General features: G+C 59.2%; 15 protein-coding genes. 12 read left to right on the forward strand and 3 right to left on the reverse strand.

What is annotated here, in order from left to right; genetic code table 11:
* Window positions 1-400: 400 nt before the first annotated feature.
* On the reverse strand, window positions 401-1,993 hold the full coding sequence (locus AC07T0_RS15975) for a lactate dehydrogenase (protein WP_495002105.1): 1,593 nt from the start codon (window positions 1,991-1,993) through the stop codon (window positions 401-403).
* Window positions 1,994-2,164: 171 nt separating this feature from the next.
* Window positions 2,165-2,758 carry a nicotinamide riboside transporter PnuC gene (pnuC, locus tag AC07T0_RS15980; RefSeq protein ID WP_495002106.1) on the reverse strand — a complete coding sequence of 198 codons (594 nt, stop codon included), beginning with the start codon at window positions 2,756-2,758 and terminating at the stop codon, window positions 2,165-2,167.
* Between the two features lie 278 nt (window positions 2,759-3,036).
* On the opposite strand from pnuC, the gene AC07T0_RS15985 reads away from it, so the two are divergent.
* The 3 genes from AC07T0_RS15985 (at window position 3,037) to AC07T0_RS15995 (ending at window position 6,855) form a co-directional block, all read left to right on the forward strand.
* On the forward strand, window positions 3,037-4,224 hold the full coding sequence (locus tag AC07T0_RS15985; RefSeq protein ID WP_495002107.1) for an RDD family protein: 1,188 nt from the start codon (window positions 3,037-3,039) through the stop codon (window positions 4,222-4,224).
* 770 nt (window positions 4,225-4,994) lie between these two features.
* Window positions 4,995-5,438, forward strand: coding sequence for a hypothetical protein (locus AC07T0_RS15990; RefSeq protein ID WP_495002108.1), 444 nt, complete (start codon window positions 4,995-4,997; stop codon window positions 5,436-5,438).
* Window positions 5,439-5,613: 175 nt separating this feature from the next.
* A complete protein-coding gene (locus tag AC07T0_RS15995; protein ID WP_495002109.1) occupies window positions 5,614-6,855 on the forward strand; it encodes a M20/M25/M40 family metallo-hydrolase in 1,242 nt (413 codons plus the stop codon).
* Between the two features lie 69 nt (window positions 6,856-6,924).
* Here the strand turns inward: AC07T0_RS15995 and AC07T0_RS16000 are convergent, their stop codons facing one another.
* Entirely contained in the window at window positions 6,925-7,212 is a 288-nt protein-coding gene (locus tag AC07T0_RS16000) for a HigA family addiction module antitoxin (RefSeq protein ID WP_495002110.1), read from the reverse strand.
* 468 nt (window positions 7,213-7,680) lie between these two features.
* Between AC07T0_RS16000 and AC07T0_RS16005 the strand changes: the two genes are divergently transcribed.
* From AC07T0_RS16005 to AC07T0_RS16045, 9 genes are all read left to right on the forward strand, one after another.
* The gene (locus tag AC07T0_RS16005) at window positions 7,681-8,259 is read left to right on the forward strand and encodes a LysE family translocator (protein WP_495002111.1); all 579 of its coding nucleotides are present in this window, start codon (window positions 7,681-7,683) and stop codon (window positions 8,257-8,259) included.
* Between the two features lie 84 nt (window positions 8,260-8,343).
* Entirely contained in the window at window positions 8,344-9,111 is a 768-nt protein-coding gene (locus AC07T0_RS16010) for a COG4705 family protein (protein WP_495002112.1), read from the forward strand.
* A gap of 28 nt (window positions 9,112-9,139) precedes the next feature.
* Window positions 9,140-9,589, forward strand: coding sequence for a hypothetical protein (locus tag AC07T0_RS16015; protein WP_495002113.1), 450 nt, complete (start codon window positions 9,140-9,142; stop codon window positions 9,587-9,589).
* A 141-nt stretch (window positions 9,590-9,730) separates the two neighbouring features.
* Window positions 9,731-10,396: a response regulator gene (locus AC07T0_RS16020; RefSeq protein ID WP_495002114.1), complete on the forward strand. Its 666-nt coding sequence runs from the start codon at window positions 9,731-9,733 to the stop codon at window positions 10,394-10,396.
* The gene (locus AC07T0_RS16025) at window positions 10,372-11,730 is read left to right on the forward strand and encodes an ATP-binding protein (RefSeq protein ID WP_495002115.1); all 1,359 of its coding nucleotides are present in this window, start codon (window positions 10,372-10,374) and stop codon (window positions 11,728-11,730) included. The genes AC07T0_RS16020 and AC07T0_RS16025 overlap by 25 nt, the downstream gene beginning before the upstream one ends.
* Window positions 11,731-11,904: 174 nt before the next feature.
* Window positions 11,905-12,942 (forward strand): isopenicillin N synthase family dioxygenase, encoded by a 1,038-nt coding sequence (locus AC07T0_RS16030; RefSeq protein ID WP_495002116.1) that lies wholly within the window; start codon window positions 11,905-11,907, stop codon window positions 12,940-12,942.
* Between the two features lie 27 nt (window positions 12,943-12,969).
* A complete protein-coding gene (locus AC07T0_RS16035) occupies window positions 12,970-13,785 on the forward strand; it encodes a MetQ/NlpA family ABC transporter substrate-binding protein (protein ID WP_495002117.1) in 816 nt (271 codons plus the stop codon).
* A complete protein-coding gene (locus AC07T0_RS16040; protein ID WP_495002118.1) occupies window positions 13,782-14,600 on the forward strand; it encodes a methionine ABC transporter ATP-binding protein in 819 nt (272 codons plus the stop codon). The genes AC07T0_RS16035 and AC07T0_RS16040 overlap by 4 nt, the downstream gene beginning before the upstream one ends.
* Window positions 14,597-15,268 carry a methionine ABC transporter permease gene (locus tag AC07T0_RS16045; RefSeq protein ID WP_495002119.1) on the forward strand — a complete coding sequence of 224 codons (672 nt, stop codon included), beginning with the start codon at window positions 14,597-14,599 and terminating at the stop codon, window positions 15,266-15,268. The genes AC07T0_RS16040 and AC07T0_RS16045 overlap by 4 nt, the downstream gene beginning before the upstream one ends.
* Window positions 15,269-15,278 lie beyond the last annotated feature (10 nt).

The following is a 15,278-nucleotide window of genomic DNA, read 5'->3' on the forward strand; positions in this document are numbered from 1 at the left end:
CTGCCACCGACCGTTTACGAGCGGGCGATGGTGTCAAAATTACCTATCGAGGTGTCCGGAATTAGTTGACCACTACATCGTTCTTTCTCCGGCATTCAGGGATTTTGCTGTGCCAACGACACTTGCCCATGGCAATGAGAGCAGCCGCTAATCCGTTGCATTGGAGAACGATCAAATGAAACGCACGACCCTATGGATCCTGGTACTTTCCAGCGCCCTTCTATTGGGGGGCTGTTGGCCTTATTGGCATGATGACGGGCGTGGCGGGCATGAGCATGGCCGCTACTTCGGTGACGAGAGAGGAGGGAGTCAGGAGTATCGCGGGTAAATTCACCGCAACAGGGCGGTTAAAGACCCGCCCTGTTGCCGATGTGACCTGGGGTAAAGCTGACCGCCAGGGTCAGCTGTTGAGCTTTTTCGGGTACGAATCCAACAGTACCTTGTCCTGCAGGCCGGCCAGGATCTCCTTCAAGCGCGCAGCGCCCGCGGGTGTCTGGTCTGTCTTGTCCGGGTGCAGTGCCTTTTCCAGCACGTCGAGGAAACTCTGGGTTTTCGAGGAACTGACGGGCGTCGTAGTTTGCTCTACCAGATGGCCCGTCACGTATTTGGAAATCCGGGTGGATTGGCTGGCCGACTGGCTGACCGACGCATTGGTCAACTCACCCTTTTTATAACTGATATTGGTCTGGCTGCTGGCGTTGTCGTCGACCTGGTAGAACAGGTAGTTCTGCGAGTCCGCATTGCTGGTCAGCTTCAGCTTTTGACCCGGGTACAACGCCTTGTGATAGCTGGCGTTCAGGTTCGATTGCTGGTCCTGCTCAATGGAGCGATTCTGCGGATCATGGCCGCTGAGTCGAGTGGTTTGGGACACGTTATAAGCAAAGGTATCCCGCTCGCTGAGACGCATCGGGTTGCTCGCCTGGGTTGTCTGTGTCATCGACGCGGAGAAGTCCGCCATGCCGGTCAACAGGTTGCGGTCCAGAGCGGTGGGCGCCAGTGGGTCGACGGTTGCCGGCGTGGAGGCCCCACGGCTGGCGGGATAGTTGCTGTTAAGGGAGGAGAACGCATCCTTGAACATCGACATCAAATCGCGGTCGGCGTTACCTCGGGCGGCGGCGGCATCGATCTGCTTGAGGTAACTCTGCAGGGCCTTGGCCTGTTGACTGGCATTGCCGAGAATCGCCTGGTTCTTCAGGTCCACGGACAGTTGCAGATCACCCGAAGGTCCACTCATGCGCACCGAGCGTTGCTGGTTGTCGGCGTGGAAATCCAGGGTCTGGACGCCTTTGTCATCCAGCTTGAGCTTGGTGCTCAGGTCGACCGACGAAAATACCTTTGAATCAAACTGGGTCAGGGCATCCAGTTTCAGTTGAGGTGGCTTGGCGGTCAAACCGTCGATCGCGGTCTGGAAACCGTTGGCCATCTTGGCCAGGGCCGCGCTCTCTTCATTCGTGAGGTCGCCGCCCTCCACCTGGGCCTGCACGGCCATTCCACCGTCCTGGTTCGCCAGGCTCAAGGTCACGGTTTTACCGCTGGCGGTCTTGAGGGTCAGGCTGATCGTGCTGTCGGCGCTGCTGCTGTGCAGCTTGGCTTGCGCGGCCAAAAGCTCGGCGGCGTTGAGCGGTTTGCTGCCGGACTGCGGGACAACCGATTGCGAGATGTTCTTTTTGCCGTCGGCCAACTGCGCCAGCAACGCCGCACCCAGGCCGGCAAAGCGGGCGGAGTTGGACGTACTGGCAAGGTTGCCGCCCATCGTGAACGACACCTTGTCCAGCGGACTGTTTTCCCAGGCAGGTAGCAGCACGGCGTTAGGCAAGGCTCCACGGGCATTGTAGGTGTTGATTTCGACCACATTGGTCTGGCCGAGAATCACGCTGGACGCCGGTGCGGAAACGGCCGCGGTCGTTTCGACAGACTGGACGCCCGCCGGCGGATTACCAACAAGCTGGGAAGGGTTCAGCGTCAAAGCATTGATCGACGATATCCCTGTCATGGAACCTCCTGGGGCAAGAGAATTACTCTATGTACAGGAGTGTATCGACTACGACATAAATAACTTTAGAGCGTCGGCCACGGGTCGAAGCGCCTTTGTCCAGCGCATTGAGGGGCAGTGACCGCAGGCTTGGGAGCCTATCCCCGGATACCGTGTCGCTATCATGCTCGACTAGAGTCCGCTGAGCCTCGGGAGCAGCGGTTGCTCCTGGTATTTCAGATCTTGTTGCCAGGCCCGCAGGCCATAGATCGCCAGCGCCACGAACCCGGCGTACAGCGCCGCCGTCAGTTGCAGGTCCTTGAACAGGAACAAGCCGACGTAGATCACGTCCAGCACAATCCACAGCCACCAGCTGGCGACATACTTGCGCGCCGCCCAGACGCTGGCCACCAGGCTGAAGGCGGTGAGCGAGGCGTCGATCCAAGGCACCGCCGCATCGGTAAAGCGGACCATCAGGCCCCCCAGCAGCGCCGCGCCCACGGCTCCGCTAAGCAAGCCGAGCAGGCCTTCGCGCAAGGACAATCGGGCAACATGGACTTTGCCAGCGCTCAGCCCGCCCTGGCTCCAGCGCCACCAGCCATACCCTTGCAGCACGGCGAAAATGCCTTGCAGCAAGGTATCGGAATACAGCTTGGCGTCGTAGAAAATCCAGGCGTACAGCAGCACGGCGATGACGCCGACCGGCCAGCACCAGCGAATACGCCGGGCGGTCAGCCAGACGCCGAGGACATTGACCAGGACAGCGATGATTTCAAGTGTGGACATGCAGGGGGGCCTTGACGGAAACACTAGCGGCGTCTCGTGCCCAGGCGCGGGGTGAGAGGCCGACATAGTTTGGTGTCGGAATCGATACTTATCAATGAATTAGCGCAACATCTTCTGAATGGGCCTTTCCAGGTCAAAAAATAGTGCGAAACATTTTGAATATATTTCGTTCTGGACAAATTGACGCCATTGAATTGTCGCCATAGTATCGCCGCCGGCTGATGGCATAGAGCTATCTGAAGGGCGCTCAGTCGCCTCCCTTGTATCGAGATCCCGACATGGACGTTCGTCAGTTTGCCTTCCCGGCTCGCCAGCCTTGTCAGGCCGGAGAAGTGGGTTCAAAAACCATTCTGTGGAACGAAAGCATGGATCCTTGGCGACCTCAGGATAAAGTGCCGGAGCTGTACGACTTGAAGGTGGCCGTATCTCCATCTTTGCCATGGAGTACCGATCCTGGCAGGGCTGGTGATTCCTTAGCGGCTCGCTGGCCTCGGTTTTTCGCTCGAATTTTTGATGTGTGCTGGGAAATTGCACTCGTAGCCGTAATTTCGGGTTTTGTATTAGCTAAGTATTTCCCTGGTTTCTTTGATTGGACTCATAAACCAGGAGCCGCTCAGTTGCTCCGCGTCTTATTCCTCCCGATGGCGCTTATAGTAGATGCTTTGTTACATCGGGTGGCCGGAAATACACCCGGCAAGGCATTGTTCAGGCTAAAAGTTGAAGCATTAGATGCGAAGTCATTAGATTTTTACCAATACCTCCATAGGAACTCTTTAGTGTGGGGTAGCGGGCTCGCTTTTGGGCTGCCTTTAATTAACTTATTGACGATGGCGAGTCAGGCGCACCGGCTGGGAAGTGGGCGGCAGGCGAGTTATGACGAATCCTTAAATTTTTGGGTACGTTCAAGGCCTTTAACCAGGGTGCGTAAAATTGCTTCTGGTTTCGTCTTTGTGGGGGTTTTGGGAGGTATCTCAGTATTAAGTTCCTTGGATCCGACTGCTCAGCGTGAATGGGTACAGTACATCATGCAAAAAAAGAGCTATGTTTGGGAAAATCCACTTACCCATCTTGATGCGAAGCTTGAGCCATGGTGGGGCGTTTCTACTAAAGCAAACAAAGAGGGCCAGCCAATATATGTGTTCTCCGAGAATACCGGCCGAGCCAAAGTTGTTTTTGCTATGGAGCAGAGAGGTTATACCCTGGATGAGTACGTACGTGCATTTCAGAAGAGTACGGCTGTTGATGTGCGCTTCTCGGACAGGGGACGTTTTTTTGAGAGAGCGGGACGTCAACATTGGCAAGGTTATGGCGGAATGGTTAAGGGGGAAGGTGTCCGGCTTAAAGTTGAAATTGTTCAGTCGGGTTCCATTTTTTGGAGAGTTGTGACAACCCAAACAGCTCCGTATGATTACACCGATGTATTAGTAGAGAGGCTCCGCGTTGCGCTTTGGAGTACGGTAAAGTAGTCGGTGGTGCAAAAAATGGGGCACATGCTTAATTTTTTTGTATATCGATTCTTCCCAGTCTCGGCCCTTGTCGGGACGGAAACGGGGACACCCATTTGCCGGTCTCGCGTTAAGGTTATAAGCGGTCATGCAGGGTGATTGCCACCTGATACATGTCCGCCTGCGCGATAAGGGTTTGATGGAGGAGTTGTGACGATTCTCCCCGAAAAAAATGGACTAGAGTCCTACGTGTTCACTAGTCGTTTGGGTATTTGTCCGGTTGCAGTTTTTTGAAGCTTAGAACTGTGTATTTGCGATAAGCGAAAAGGGCGGCAGTTATTAAATTCCGACACGGCTGTGCGTATTTAGGCCGGTATTCAGGTCGGGCGTGTGCCGGCATAGTCGGCGCGCGCCGTAGGGCTTCGAATAGGCGGCGTTCTGTGCTCCAGGCGCAGCCCAGCAACTCTCAATCAGCACGCGAAATAACCTTCTGAAAAAACTCATATTTCCCACATGCTTCAGGCATGGGAGAATATTGCGTGCGCCAAACGCCAGGGCTAGAGTTCGGCGGTCGCTGCAAATTCAGCGACTCGGGTTTTGCAGCCCGGATTTTAAGAAGGCGCACAGTGCCGCGTAAGCGGTTTTTGTGCTCGCGTTATGGCGAGCTGTGCGCAGGAGGCTTCGGCCTACCGGTTCCTTCTTACCGGTCTGCAAACCTGTGTACGGCTCGCCACCTTTCGTTTTGCAGCGTGGAGATGACGAGCTCCCTTTAGTTAAGAAGGAGCGTCACCATGTCAAAGAAAATCACCCCCGATCCACCAACCCTTCGCAAAACCCTCAGTACCGCCGACAAAGGCCTGTACCTGCGCAAACTCCCAGATACCCCATCCAACGAGCCCGAGCCGTTCCCGGCCAACACGCCTCGTTTGCTCGACACCCTCGCGTTCACCTGCTCCAAACCCGTCACCCCCGAAGCCCCCTATAAACCCACGCTGTTCGCCATCCAACCGGGCATCAACGCCCAGGACGCACTGACCTACGTTTCCAATCTGCTCGAAACCGCGGAACTCAATGGCGATGAAATCAGCCTGCATACCAACCCCGTCGAGCGGGCGTTGTTCTGGGGCATGCTGCATTCGGTGGAAGTGGCGCGTGCGGTGGTGGATGCCTTGCTTGAGGGCTCGTCCCCGTCCAATCAGCTGGCGTCCGCGCTGGACAAGCGTTCGGTTGATTGAGCTAGTGAGACGGCATTTCAGATGAGCTACAACCGCGAACCTGAATAATATTGCCGTGCTGTAGATTACCGGGTTATAGAGAGCGGCCTGGACAAGGTAGGCTTGCCAGCCGCCCTTTCAATCCGACATTCGAACAGCACCACGCAACACTCCAACAAAAAACAAGGATCCGTTCATGACGTTCAATCTCCCCCGCACCGTATTGGCCACCACCCTCGGCCTGGCCCTGGCCTGCGGTTTCGCCGCCCCGGCCTGGAGCGCCGAACCCCATAAACAAATCCAGGCCGACGCCGAACAGTACAAGGCCGAGGCCTTGAAGTTGCTGGAGCGCCTGGTGAATATCGATTCGGGTTCCGGCTACGAGCCTGGTCTGACCCAAGTGCGTGATATCGCCGTCGATGAGCTGAAAAAACTCGGCGCCACCATCGAACTGGTCCCCGATGCTCACGCCAGCAACAGCCATGTGCTCGCCACCTTCAAGGGCACCGGCAAGGCAAAAATCCTGCTGATGGCGCATATGGACACGGTGTTCAAGGAAGGCTCGGCGAGCGAGCGGCCGTTTCATATCCAGGACGGTCGCGCCTATGGCCCCGGCGTGATGGATGACAAGGGCGGTATCGTTGCCGGGATCTATGCCCTCAAGGTGCTGAAGAACCAGAACTTCCAGGACTATGCGCAGATCACTTTCCTGCTCGATGCCAGCGAGGAAACCGGCTCGGAGATCGGCTCCGAACTGATCCGGAAAACCGCCAAGGCCCACGATGTGACCCTGAATCTGGAACCCGGTCGTCCGGCCGATGGCCTGGTGGTCTGGCGCAAGGGCAGTGCCACCGCGGTGGTCGAGGTCAAGGGCAAGGCCGCGCACGCCGGCGTGGCACCGGAGTTGGGGCGCAACGCGGCGATGGAGGCGGCCCACCAGATTCTGCAACTGAGCAAGCTGGGCGACGAAGAGAAGAAAACCACCATCAACTTCACCGTGCTCAAGGCCGGGGACCGGGTCAATGTGATTCCTGACCAGGCCACCGCCAAGGCCGATGTGCGGGCGGCGCTACCGGAGGAGTTCGACCGGATCGAGAAGGACCTGGCACGGGTCTCGGCCAACAAGCTGATTCCGGACACCGAGGTCAAGACCAGTCTGCTGCGCGGCCTGCCGCCGATGCCGCAAACCGCCGCGTCCGATGCGTTGGTGACCATCGCCCAGGGGATCTACGGCGAACTGGGCCGCAAGCTGACCATTGAGGGCAGTGGCGGGGCGGCGGATGCCAGCCTGTCGGCGGGTGTGGGTACACCGACACTGGACGGGTTCGGGATTGTCGGTGGCAATATCCATACCCCCGAGGAATACGCCGAGGTGGAAAGCGTGTCCCCCCGGATCTATCTGCTGAGCCGCATGATCATGGAACTGGCCAAGCGCTAGGGCTTGGTCTTGTCAGATCGTTCCCGCACAGCCGGGAACGATCTGAGTGCTGGTAACCCTGGATTTACATCAGTTCACCTGGGCATAGCGCTCAATCGGTGGTTGCTCGCGATGTTCTGCTTGCCACAGATCATAGTCTGCTTGAATGCTCAGCCAGAGACGTGCAGTACTGATCCCCGCACACTCTAATCTCACAGCAAGATCTGGGCTGATGGGAGCATGACCATGCAGGATTCTCGAAAGAGTCTCTCGAGCAAAGCCCAGATGGCGAGCAAACTCGGTGAGGGTGGTCCCCAGACCTGGTATCACATCTTCGAGAAGAATCCCGCCAGGATGAGGTGGATTGAACATACCCATGAACGACCTCTGTTTGATTCAAGCGAACCAATGATCCAATCGGGCAGGAAACGCTTCTGTCGGATGCAGCTTTGATCTGTGTCGAAATTTCTCTTTTCGAGGTCGTCTAACGACAAATCGTCTGGCTACTGTGCAATTGGGCTACGCCGCTGACCTTGTTCCGGGCGGTTGGCGGGGGTTGGGACAGTGCGGGTGTGGTGGCCTTGGCGATCAACTTCGCTCCGGTCATCGACGACAACCTCTGTATGGCGCGTTCTTCCGAGAGCTTGCCAGCGTCACCGTCCTGCTTGCTCATCAAGGTCGCCCAAGCGCTCCAGGCCCTGAGTTCATTGCGTCGCCAGGCGGGTAAAGGCGATTGGTGGGGAGAGGAGTGACCAGGGTACACCGAGGTGCTTGTTCAGCTAGTGATCCTGTATAAGGACGGCTACGAATGTGTGCGGGGGGGTTATGTCTTATCTTACAAGCGCAATGCTCACGATACTGTTGGTGCCTGGACCGACCAATTCGCTGTTGCTGCAGTCGGGGGTCAGCCGCGGCCTGGGTGGTTATTCGCTGAAGCTGATTGTTGCCGAATGGACGGCTTACCTGATCCAGATTACCGCCTGGGGTCTATCCATCGATGCGCTGACGGCAAATTACGCCTGGGTCATGGTGGCGACGAAGATCCTGGCGGTGGTTTTTCTGTTCTACATCTCGCTGAAATTGTGGTTTTCCGCGCAGACGGATGTATCTGGAAAGCCCTCTGCCATCTCGGTTTCGGCGCTGTTCCTGGCCACCCTGATCAACCCGAAAGGCCTGTTTTTCGTTTCGTTCGTGGCGCCCGCCGAAACATTCATGCACATGCAAAGTTATCTTTCATTCATGGCAATCTTTTCCCTGATGATTTTTCCGGTGGGCATTGTCTGGGTGGGGCTGGGGGCTGTCTTTGGGCGAAATCTTCCGTCGCTGATCTCGGGCAGTCGGGTCAACAGGGGTGTTTCGCTGGTGATTGGCGGCTTTGCCAGTGTGATGTTGTACAGCCTGGCGTCGAAAGTGATATCGGTCTGACGGCCCCCCCTCAGTCTCAGCTAAGTTTCCCCGGGTAGTCTCCTCCCTGCGCCGCTTGTGGCGCCGTTAAGGAGACGTCCCCACATGAAAGCGCTGACCACAGCCGACTGGCTGAACAAGGTCCCGGAAGTGACGCTGTCCTTCTGGATCATCAAGATCATGTCCACCACCGTGGGCGAAACCGCTGCCGACTTCCTTGCCGTCGACGCCGGCCTGGGGCAGGGCCTGACCAGCATCGGCATGGCCGTGTTGCTGGCCATCGCGCTGTTTGGCCAATTGCGCACTCGTGCCTACACCCCCTGGATCTACTGGCTTACCGTGGTGCTGGTGAGTGTGGTCGGGACGCAGATCACCGATGTGCTGACCGACAAGCTGGGCATCAGCCTGTATGTCAGCACGGCAATATTCTCGGTGTTGCTGGCGATCAATTTCGCTATCTGGTTCGCCCGCGAACGCAACCTCTCCATCAACGAAATCGTCACGCCGCGCCGAGAGTGGTTCTACTGGACCACGGTGCTCTGCACCTTCGCCCTGGGCACGGCGGCGGGCGATCTGGCTACCGAGGCGCTGGGTCTTGGCTTCACCCTCGGTTCGATGATTTTCGCCGGGTTGATCGCCTTGACCCTGGTGGCCTGGCGCCTGGGCGGCAACGCTGTCCTGACCTTCTGGATCGCCTACATCCTGACCCGCCCATTCGGCGCTTCCCTCGGCGACTTGCTGACTCAGGCCAAGACCTATGGCGGCCTGGGCATGGGCGCGGCCTGGACCAGCGCGATCTTCCTCAGCGTCATCCTGATCCTGGTGTTGGTCGCGCAGTTCGGCGTCAGCCATCGCAAGCTTGTCACTCAATAACTTGTTCAAACAGCCCCAAGGAATTGTCATGCTCAAGGTTCAAACCGTTATGCGCAAAGCCGCTGTTCTTTCCGTGATTATCGTGCTCGGCCTGGCCGCCGGTTGCTCCAAGCCCAGCGATGCCGCCAAGGCTGCAGCGGCATCCAGTCTGGCCAGCACGCCGGCGGCTGCAAGCCTGGCCAGCGCCTCGAAACTCGGCGATCTGTCGGCCTTCCAGGGCATCGCGCTGGATGTTGCCGCGCTGGTCGACAAGAGCGACCTGGCCGCTGCCAAGACGCGGATCAAGGACTTGGAACTGGCCTGGGACTCCGCCGAAGCCGGTCTCAAACCGCGTGCCGCCAGCGATTGGCACGTGCTCGACAAGGCCATCGACAATGCGTTGGAAGCCCTGCGCGCCGGTAGCCCGAAACAGGCTGACTGCAAGGCGACGATGGATGAGTTGCTGAAAACCTTCAACACCATGCAAGGCAAAAAATGATCCCATGTCCTCTGACGTGCGTGCTGTAGGCCGGATAAATCGCTTCGTACACGGCTGAACAGGTGCTTCAATGCAGGCTCGGCAATCATCACGCAGGTGCGCCGCGTATGAGTGCCGGGCCTGTTTTCAGTGGAGAGGGATATGCGGATATTACTGGTCGAAGACGATCCGATGATCGGCGAGGCGATCCAGGGCGCATTGAAGGACGCCAGCTACGCCGCCGACTGGGTCCACAATGGCAACACCGCCCTCGCTGCGCTGGACGCCCAGCATTATGACCTGGTGCTGCTCGACCTCGGCCTGCCAGGCAAGGACGGACTCGAAGTCCTGGGCTGTATTCGTGCCCGCGACCATGACGTGCCGCTGTTGATCATCACTGCCCGCGACAGCCTCGACGATCGCCTGTATGGCCTCGATGGCGGTGCCGACGACTATCTGCTCAAACCCTTCGAGATGGCCGAACTGCTCGCCCGCATGCGCGCCGTGCTGCGGCGCAAGGGCGGCACGGCGTTGTCGCTGCTGAGCAACGGCGTGGTTTCCCTCGACCTGGTTTCGAAACAGGCCCGTAGCGAGGAAACCGCCGAGGTCCAGCTTTCCAGTCGCGAGTTCGCCTTGTTGCAGGCGCTGTTGATCCGTCCGGGTGCGATTCTCTCGCGCAGCGACCTCGAAGACCGGATCTATGGTTGGGGTAACGAAGTGGAGAGCAACGCGGTGGAGTTTCTGATCCACGGATTGCGGCGCAAGTTGGGCAGTCACGTCATCAAGAATGTCAGGGGCATGGGATGGATGGTTTCAAAAAGCGCCTGAGTGAGTCGGTCCAGCTCAGGTTGTCGGTTTCGCTGTCGCTGGCGATCCTGGTGGTTGCGTTGCTGGCCGGGGTGTTCGCCTTTGTCTCGGCTTTCGACGAAGCCCTCGAAATGCAGGACAACACCCTGCATCAGGTGGCCGTGCTGTTCGAGCGCCAGCAGATGACGTTGGTCTATCCGCGGCCGGAGCGCATGATTGCTGGCGACGATGAAGAGTCCCGGGTGACCGTGCAGTATCTGGGCGAGGGTGGTCGAGCCGCGGTCGATGTCGAAGCCGGCGGACCGCTGCCGTTGCCGGCGAATCTGGCCGATGGCCTGTCGACGCTCGCGGTCGCTGGCGAACAGTTCCGGGTGCTGGTCAGGACCCTGGGCAACGGCCAGCGTATCGCCGTTGCCCAGGAAACCGGCGTCCGCGACAAGGATGCCCGGGAGAGCGCCTGGCGCGGACTCTTGCCGTTTCTTATCCTGTTTCCCGTGTTGCTGTTGGTGGTGACGGATCTGTTGCGCAAGTTGTTCCGGCCCATTGTGGTGCTGGCGGCCGAGATCGACCAACGCGGCGATCAGGAGCTGCACCCCATCGACGAAACCCCCGTGCCCACCGAAGTCCGGCCCTTCGTGTTGGCGATCAATCGCCTGCTTGGCCGTGTCGCCCAGTCGATGGACAGCCAACGGCGCTTCGTCGCCGACGCTGCCCACGAATTGCGCTCACCGCTGACCGCACTGTCCCTGCAGGCCGAGCGGCTGGCCGCCGCCGAGATGTCGAGCCTGGCCCGGGAGCGTCTGTTCGCCTTGCGCCGGGGCATCGAGCGCGGCAAGAGCCTGATCGAGCAACTGCTGGCGCTGGCCACCGCCCAAGCGAACGCGACGCCGTCCGGCGCACCGGTCTCGGTGCGCGCGGTCTATCGCCGGGTGCTGGAGGATTTGTTGCCGCTGGCCGAACTCAAGCAAATCGACATTGGTGTCGAGGGCGCGGAGGACGTCTACCTGGCACTCAACGAGATCGACCTGTTGGCGCTGGTCAAGAACCTGGTGGACAACGCCATTCGCTATACGCCCATGGGTGGCCGGGTCGACCTGTCGGTGAGCCGGGAGCAGGGTGGGGCGTTGTTGCAGGTCAAGGACAACGGCCCCGGCATCGCCATCGAGGAGCGCGAGCGGGTCTTCGATCCGTTCTATCGCAGCCTGGGCAGCCAGGAAGTCGGCTCCGGGTTGGGACTGTCCATCGTCAAGGCCATTGCCGAGCGCACCGGGGCGCGCATTCGCCTGGCGTACTGCGATGAGGTGGCGCAACGCGGGTTGTGCGTTTCGCTGTGGTGGCCGTTGACACCAGCCTAAGCTAATGCAAAAAAGATATTTATTGATGGTTTTTAAGATCGTATAGCTTTAACCCGGCGTTGTTCAATCGCTGGGTTCCTTGTCGTTTTCCCCTGCCTTGAACAGCTGTTTATCGACGTGTCAGTTCGACTGATAGCGGGATGAATATTTTTTCAAATCACAGGGGAGTGAACCATGTCGAATTCGCTGGTTATCACCACGCTGCCTTTGCTCGACCTGTCCTTGCTCGACGGCAACGCCACACAGCGTCAGAGTTTTCTCGACGGGCTGCGCCATGCCGCGCGGGATGTGGGGTTCTTTTACCTGACCGGACATGGCATCGACAACGCGTTGTTGCAACAGGTGCAGGTCTATGCGCGGGAGTTCTTCGCCTTACCCGAGGCAACAAAAAACGCGGTGGGCATGATTCACTCGCCACACTTTCGTGGGTACAACCGGGCGGCCTCGGAGATCACCCGAGGCCAGCCGGACCTGCGCGAGCAGTTCGATGTCGGCGCTGAGCGCGAAGCCCTGGCGCTGGATGAAAACACCCCGCGCTGGGCCCGCCTGCAAGGCCCGAACCTGTGGCCTGCCGAGCTGCCACGACTCAAACCGTTGCTGCTGGAATGGCAGCAGGCCATGACCGCCATGTCGCTGCGCCTGCTGCGTGCGTTTGCCCAGGCCCTGTCGTTGCCCGAAGCGGCCTTCGACCCGCTGTATGGCGACAAGCCCAATGAACATATCAAGCTGATCCGCTACCCCGGTCGTGCGCAGAGCGAAAGCCGGCAAGGTGTGGGTGCCCACAAGGATTCCGGCTTTCTCAGTTTCCTGTTGCAGGACCAGCAGGCCGGTCTGCAAGTGGAGGTCGAGGAGGGTCGCTGGATCGATGCGTTGCCCCGGGAAAATACCCTGGTGGTGAATATCGGCGAACTGCTCGAACTGGCCACCAACGGCTATTTGCGCGCCACGGTGCATCGGGTGCAATCGCCGCCAGTGGGCCGCGAGCGTTTGTCGATGGCCTTTTTCCTTGGCGCGCAACTGGACGCGGTGGTGCCGCTGTATCCCTTACCAACGGCGCTGCAACGCGAAGCGCGCGGACCGGCCAGCGATCCGGCCAATCCGCTGCTGCGCGATGTGGGCTGGAACTACCTCAAGGGCCGTCTGCGCTCGCACCCCGATGTCGCCCAGCGTTTCTACGCCGATGCGTTACTGCCCAAGGCGCTGAGCGCCTGACTCTTCACTTGATCAAGGACTATCAGTATGTTGAAAAAAACCGGATTGACCCTGGCGGTATGGGCGGGCCTGTTCTCTTCGTTCGGCGCCCTGGCGGCTGAGCCACTGCGGGTGGCGGCGGACCCGGTGCCCCATGCGCAGATCCTGGCGTACGTGCAGAAAATCGACCCGCAGTTGAACATCAAGATCATCGAGATTCCCAACGGTGTGAACTCCAATGAGTTGCTGGCCCATGGTGATGTCGACGCCAACTACTTCCAGCACCTGCCGTACCTCAAGTCCCAGGAGCAGGCCCTCGGACAGCAGTTCGTGGTGGCGGCGAGCGTGCATATCGAGCCCTTGGGGATCTATTCGCACCGGCACAAAAATTTCGACCAGGTGCCGCAAAACGGCACCGTCGCGTTGCCCAACAATGTCACCAACCTCAGTCGCGCCCTTTACCTGCTGCAAGACAATGGCCTGATCAGACTCAAGCCCGGCTTCAACGATCCGGCCACTGACCAGGCGACACCCAAGGACATTGCCGAGAACCCGAAACAGCTGAAGATCCTCGAGATCGAATCGCCGCAGTTACCCCGCGCCCTGGAGGATGTGGACCTGGCGGTGATCAATGGCAACTACGCGCTGGAGGCCGGACTGTCGCCAGCCAAGGATGCCCTGGGCCTGGAAAAGGCGGCGCACAATCCGTACGCGAATATCCTGGTGACCACGCCGAAATTGCAGGATGACCCGCGGATCAAGCAACTGGCCAAGGATCTCAACTCGCCCCAGGTGGCGAAGTTCATCACCGATACTTACTCGGGGTCGGTGATTCCGGTGGTGGTTGCGGGCAGTCAGCCATGATCCGCATCGAGCAGTTGAGCAAAAGCTACGGCGAAGGCCAGGCGCCGGTCCTCGACCAGGTGTCGCTGAGTATCCCGGACGGCGCGATCTACGGGATTGTCGGGCGTAGCGGTGCCGGCAAGTCAACCTTGCTGCGTTGCCTCAATCTGCTCGAACGTCCCAGCAGTGGGCGGGTGGTTATCGACGGCCAGGACCTGACGTTGTTGTCCGCCCCGGCATTGCGGCAACAGCGCCAGCGCATCGGCATGATCTTCCAGGGGTTCAACCTGCTGCATTCGCGTAATGTCTTCGACAACATCGCCGTGCCGCTGGAAATCGCCGGCACCGACAAGGCTGCCCGCCAGGCGCGGGTGCGTGAGCTGCTGGACCTGGTCGGCCTGGGGGACAAGGCCGAGGCCTTTCCTTCACAACTGTCCGGCGGGCAAAAGCAGCGGGTAGGCATTGCCCGGGCCCTGGCGGTGCGCCCGGCGTATCTGCTCTCGGATGAAGCCACCAGCGCCCTCGACCCGGAAACCACGGCGTCGATCCTTGAGCTGTTGCGCGATATCAATCGCCGGTTGGGGCTGACCATCGTGCTGATCACCCATGAGCTGGACGTGGTCAGGTCGATCTGCGATCACGCCGCTATTCTGGATCAGGGGCGGTTGCTGGAGTCGGGAGCGTTGGAACCGTTACCGGCCGACCGGGGCGCACCTCTCGGTCATTCCTTGCTGTCGAGTTACAACCTGCCGTTCAAGAGGGCCGTCCCGCCGTTGAAACTGGCCAAGGTGGTGGATTTTCTCAAGCAACGCGAGATCAGGGCTGAGCCGTCATGAACCGGACAATCGACTGGAACGAGATTTTCCAACTGCTGCTCAATGCCACGGGCGAAACGCTTTATATGGTGTTGCTGGCAGGACTCTTCACCCTGTTGATCGGCTTGCCGCTCGGGGTACTGCTGTTCGTCAGTCGCCGCCGTGGCCTGTACCCCATGCCCCGGTTGAACAGCAGCCTCGGCGCGTTGGTCAACCTCGGTCGTTCGCTGCCGTTCGTGGTGATGTTGATTGCCTTGATTCCACTGACCCGGCTGATTGTCGGCACCACCCTGGGCAGCACCGCCGCCGTGGTGCCGATTACCATCGGTGCCTTTCCGTTCTTTGCGCGTATCGTCGAGAACGCCATGGATGACGTCGACAAGGGGCGGATCGAAGCGATCCTGTCCATGGGCGGCGATATTCGCCATGTGATTTGCAAGGTCCTGTTGCCCGAGGCCCTGCCGGCTTTGCTGGCGGGGATCACCCTGACCCTGGTGATGTTGATCGGCTTCTCGTCCATGGCCGGGGTTATCGGTGGCGGTGGGTTGGGGGATCTGGCGATTCGTTATGGTTATCAGCGTTTCAACAATCAGGTGATGGTCGCCACGGTGATCGTCCTGGTGATTCTGGTGCAGGGCGTGCAAAGCCTGGGCGATCGGCTGGTACGCTCCCTGGCGCATCGACGGTAATCGCCGTACG

The organism is Pseudomonas sp. GW821-FHT04D07, assembly GCF_059420225.1.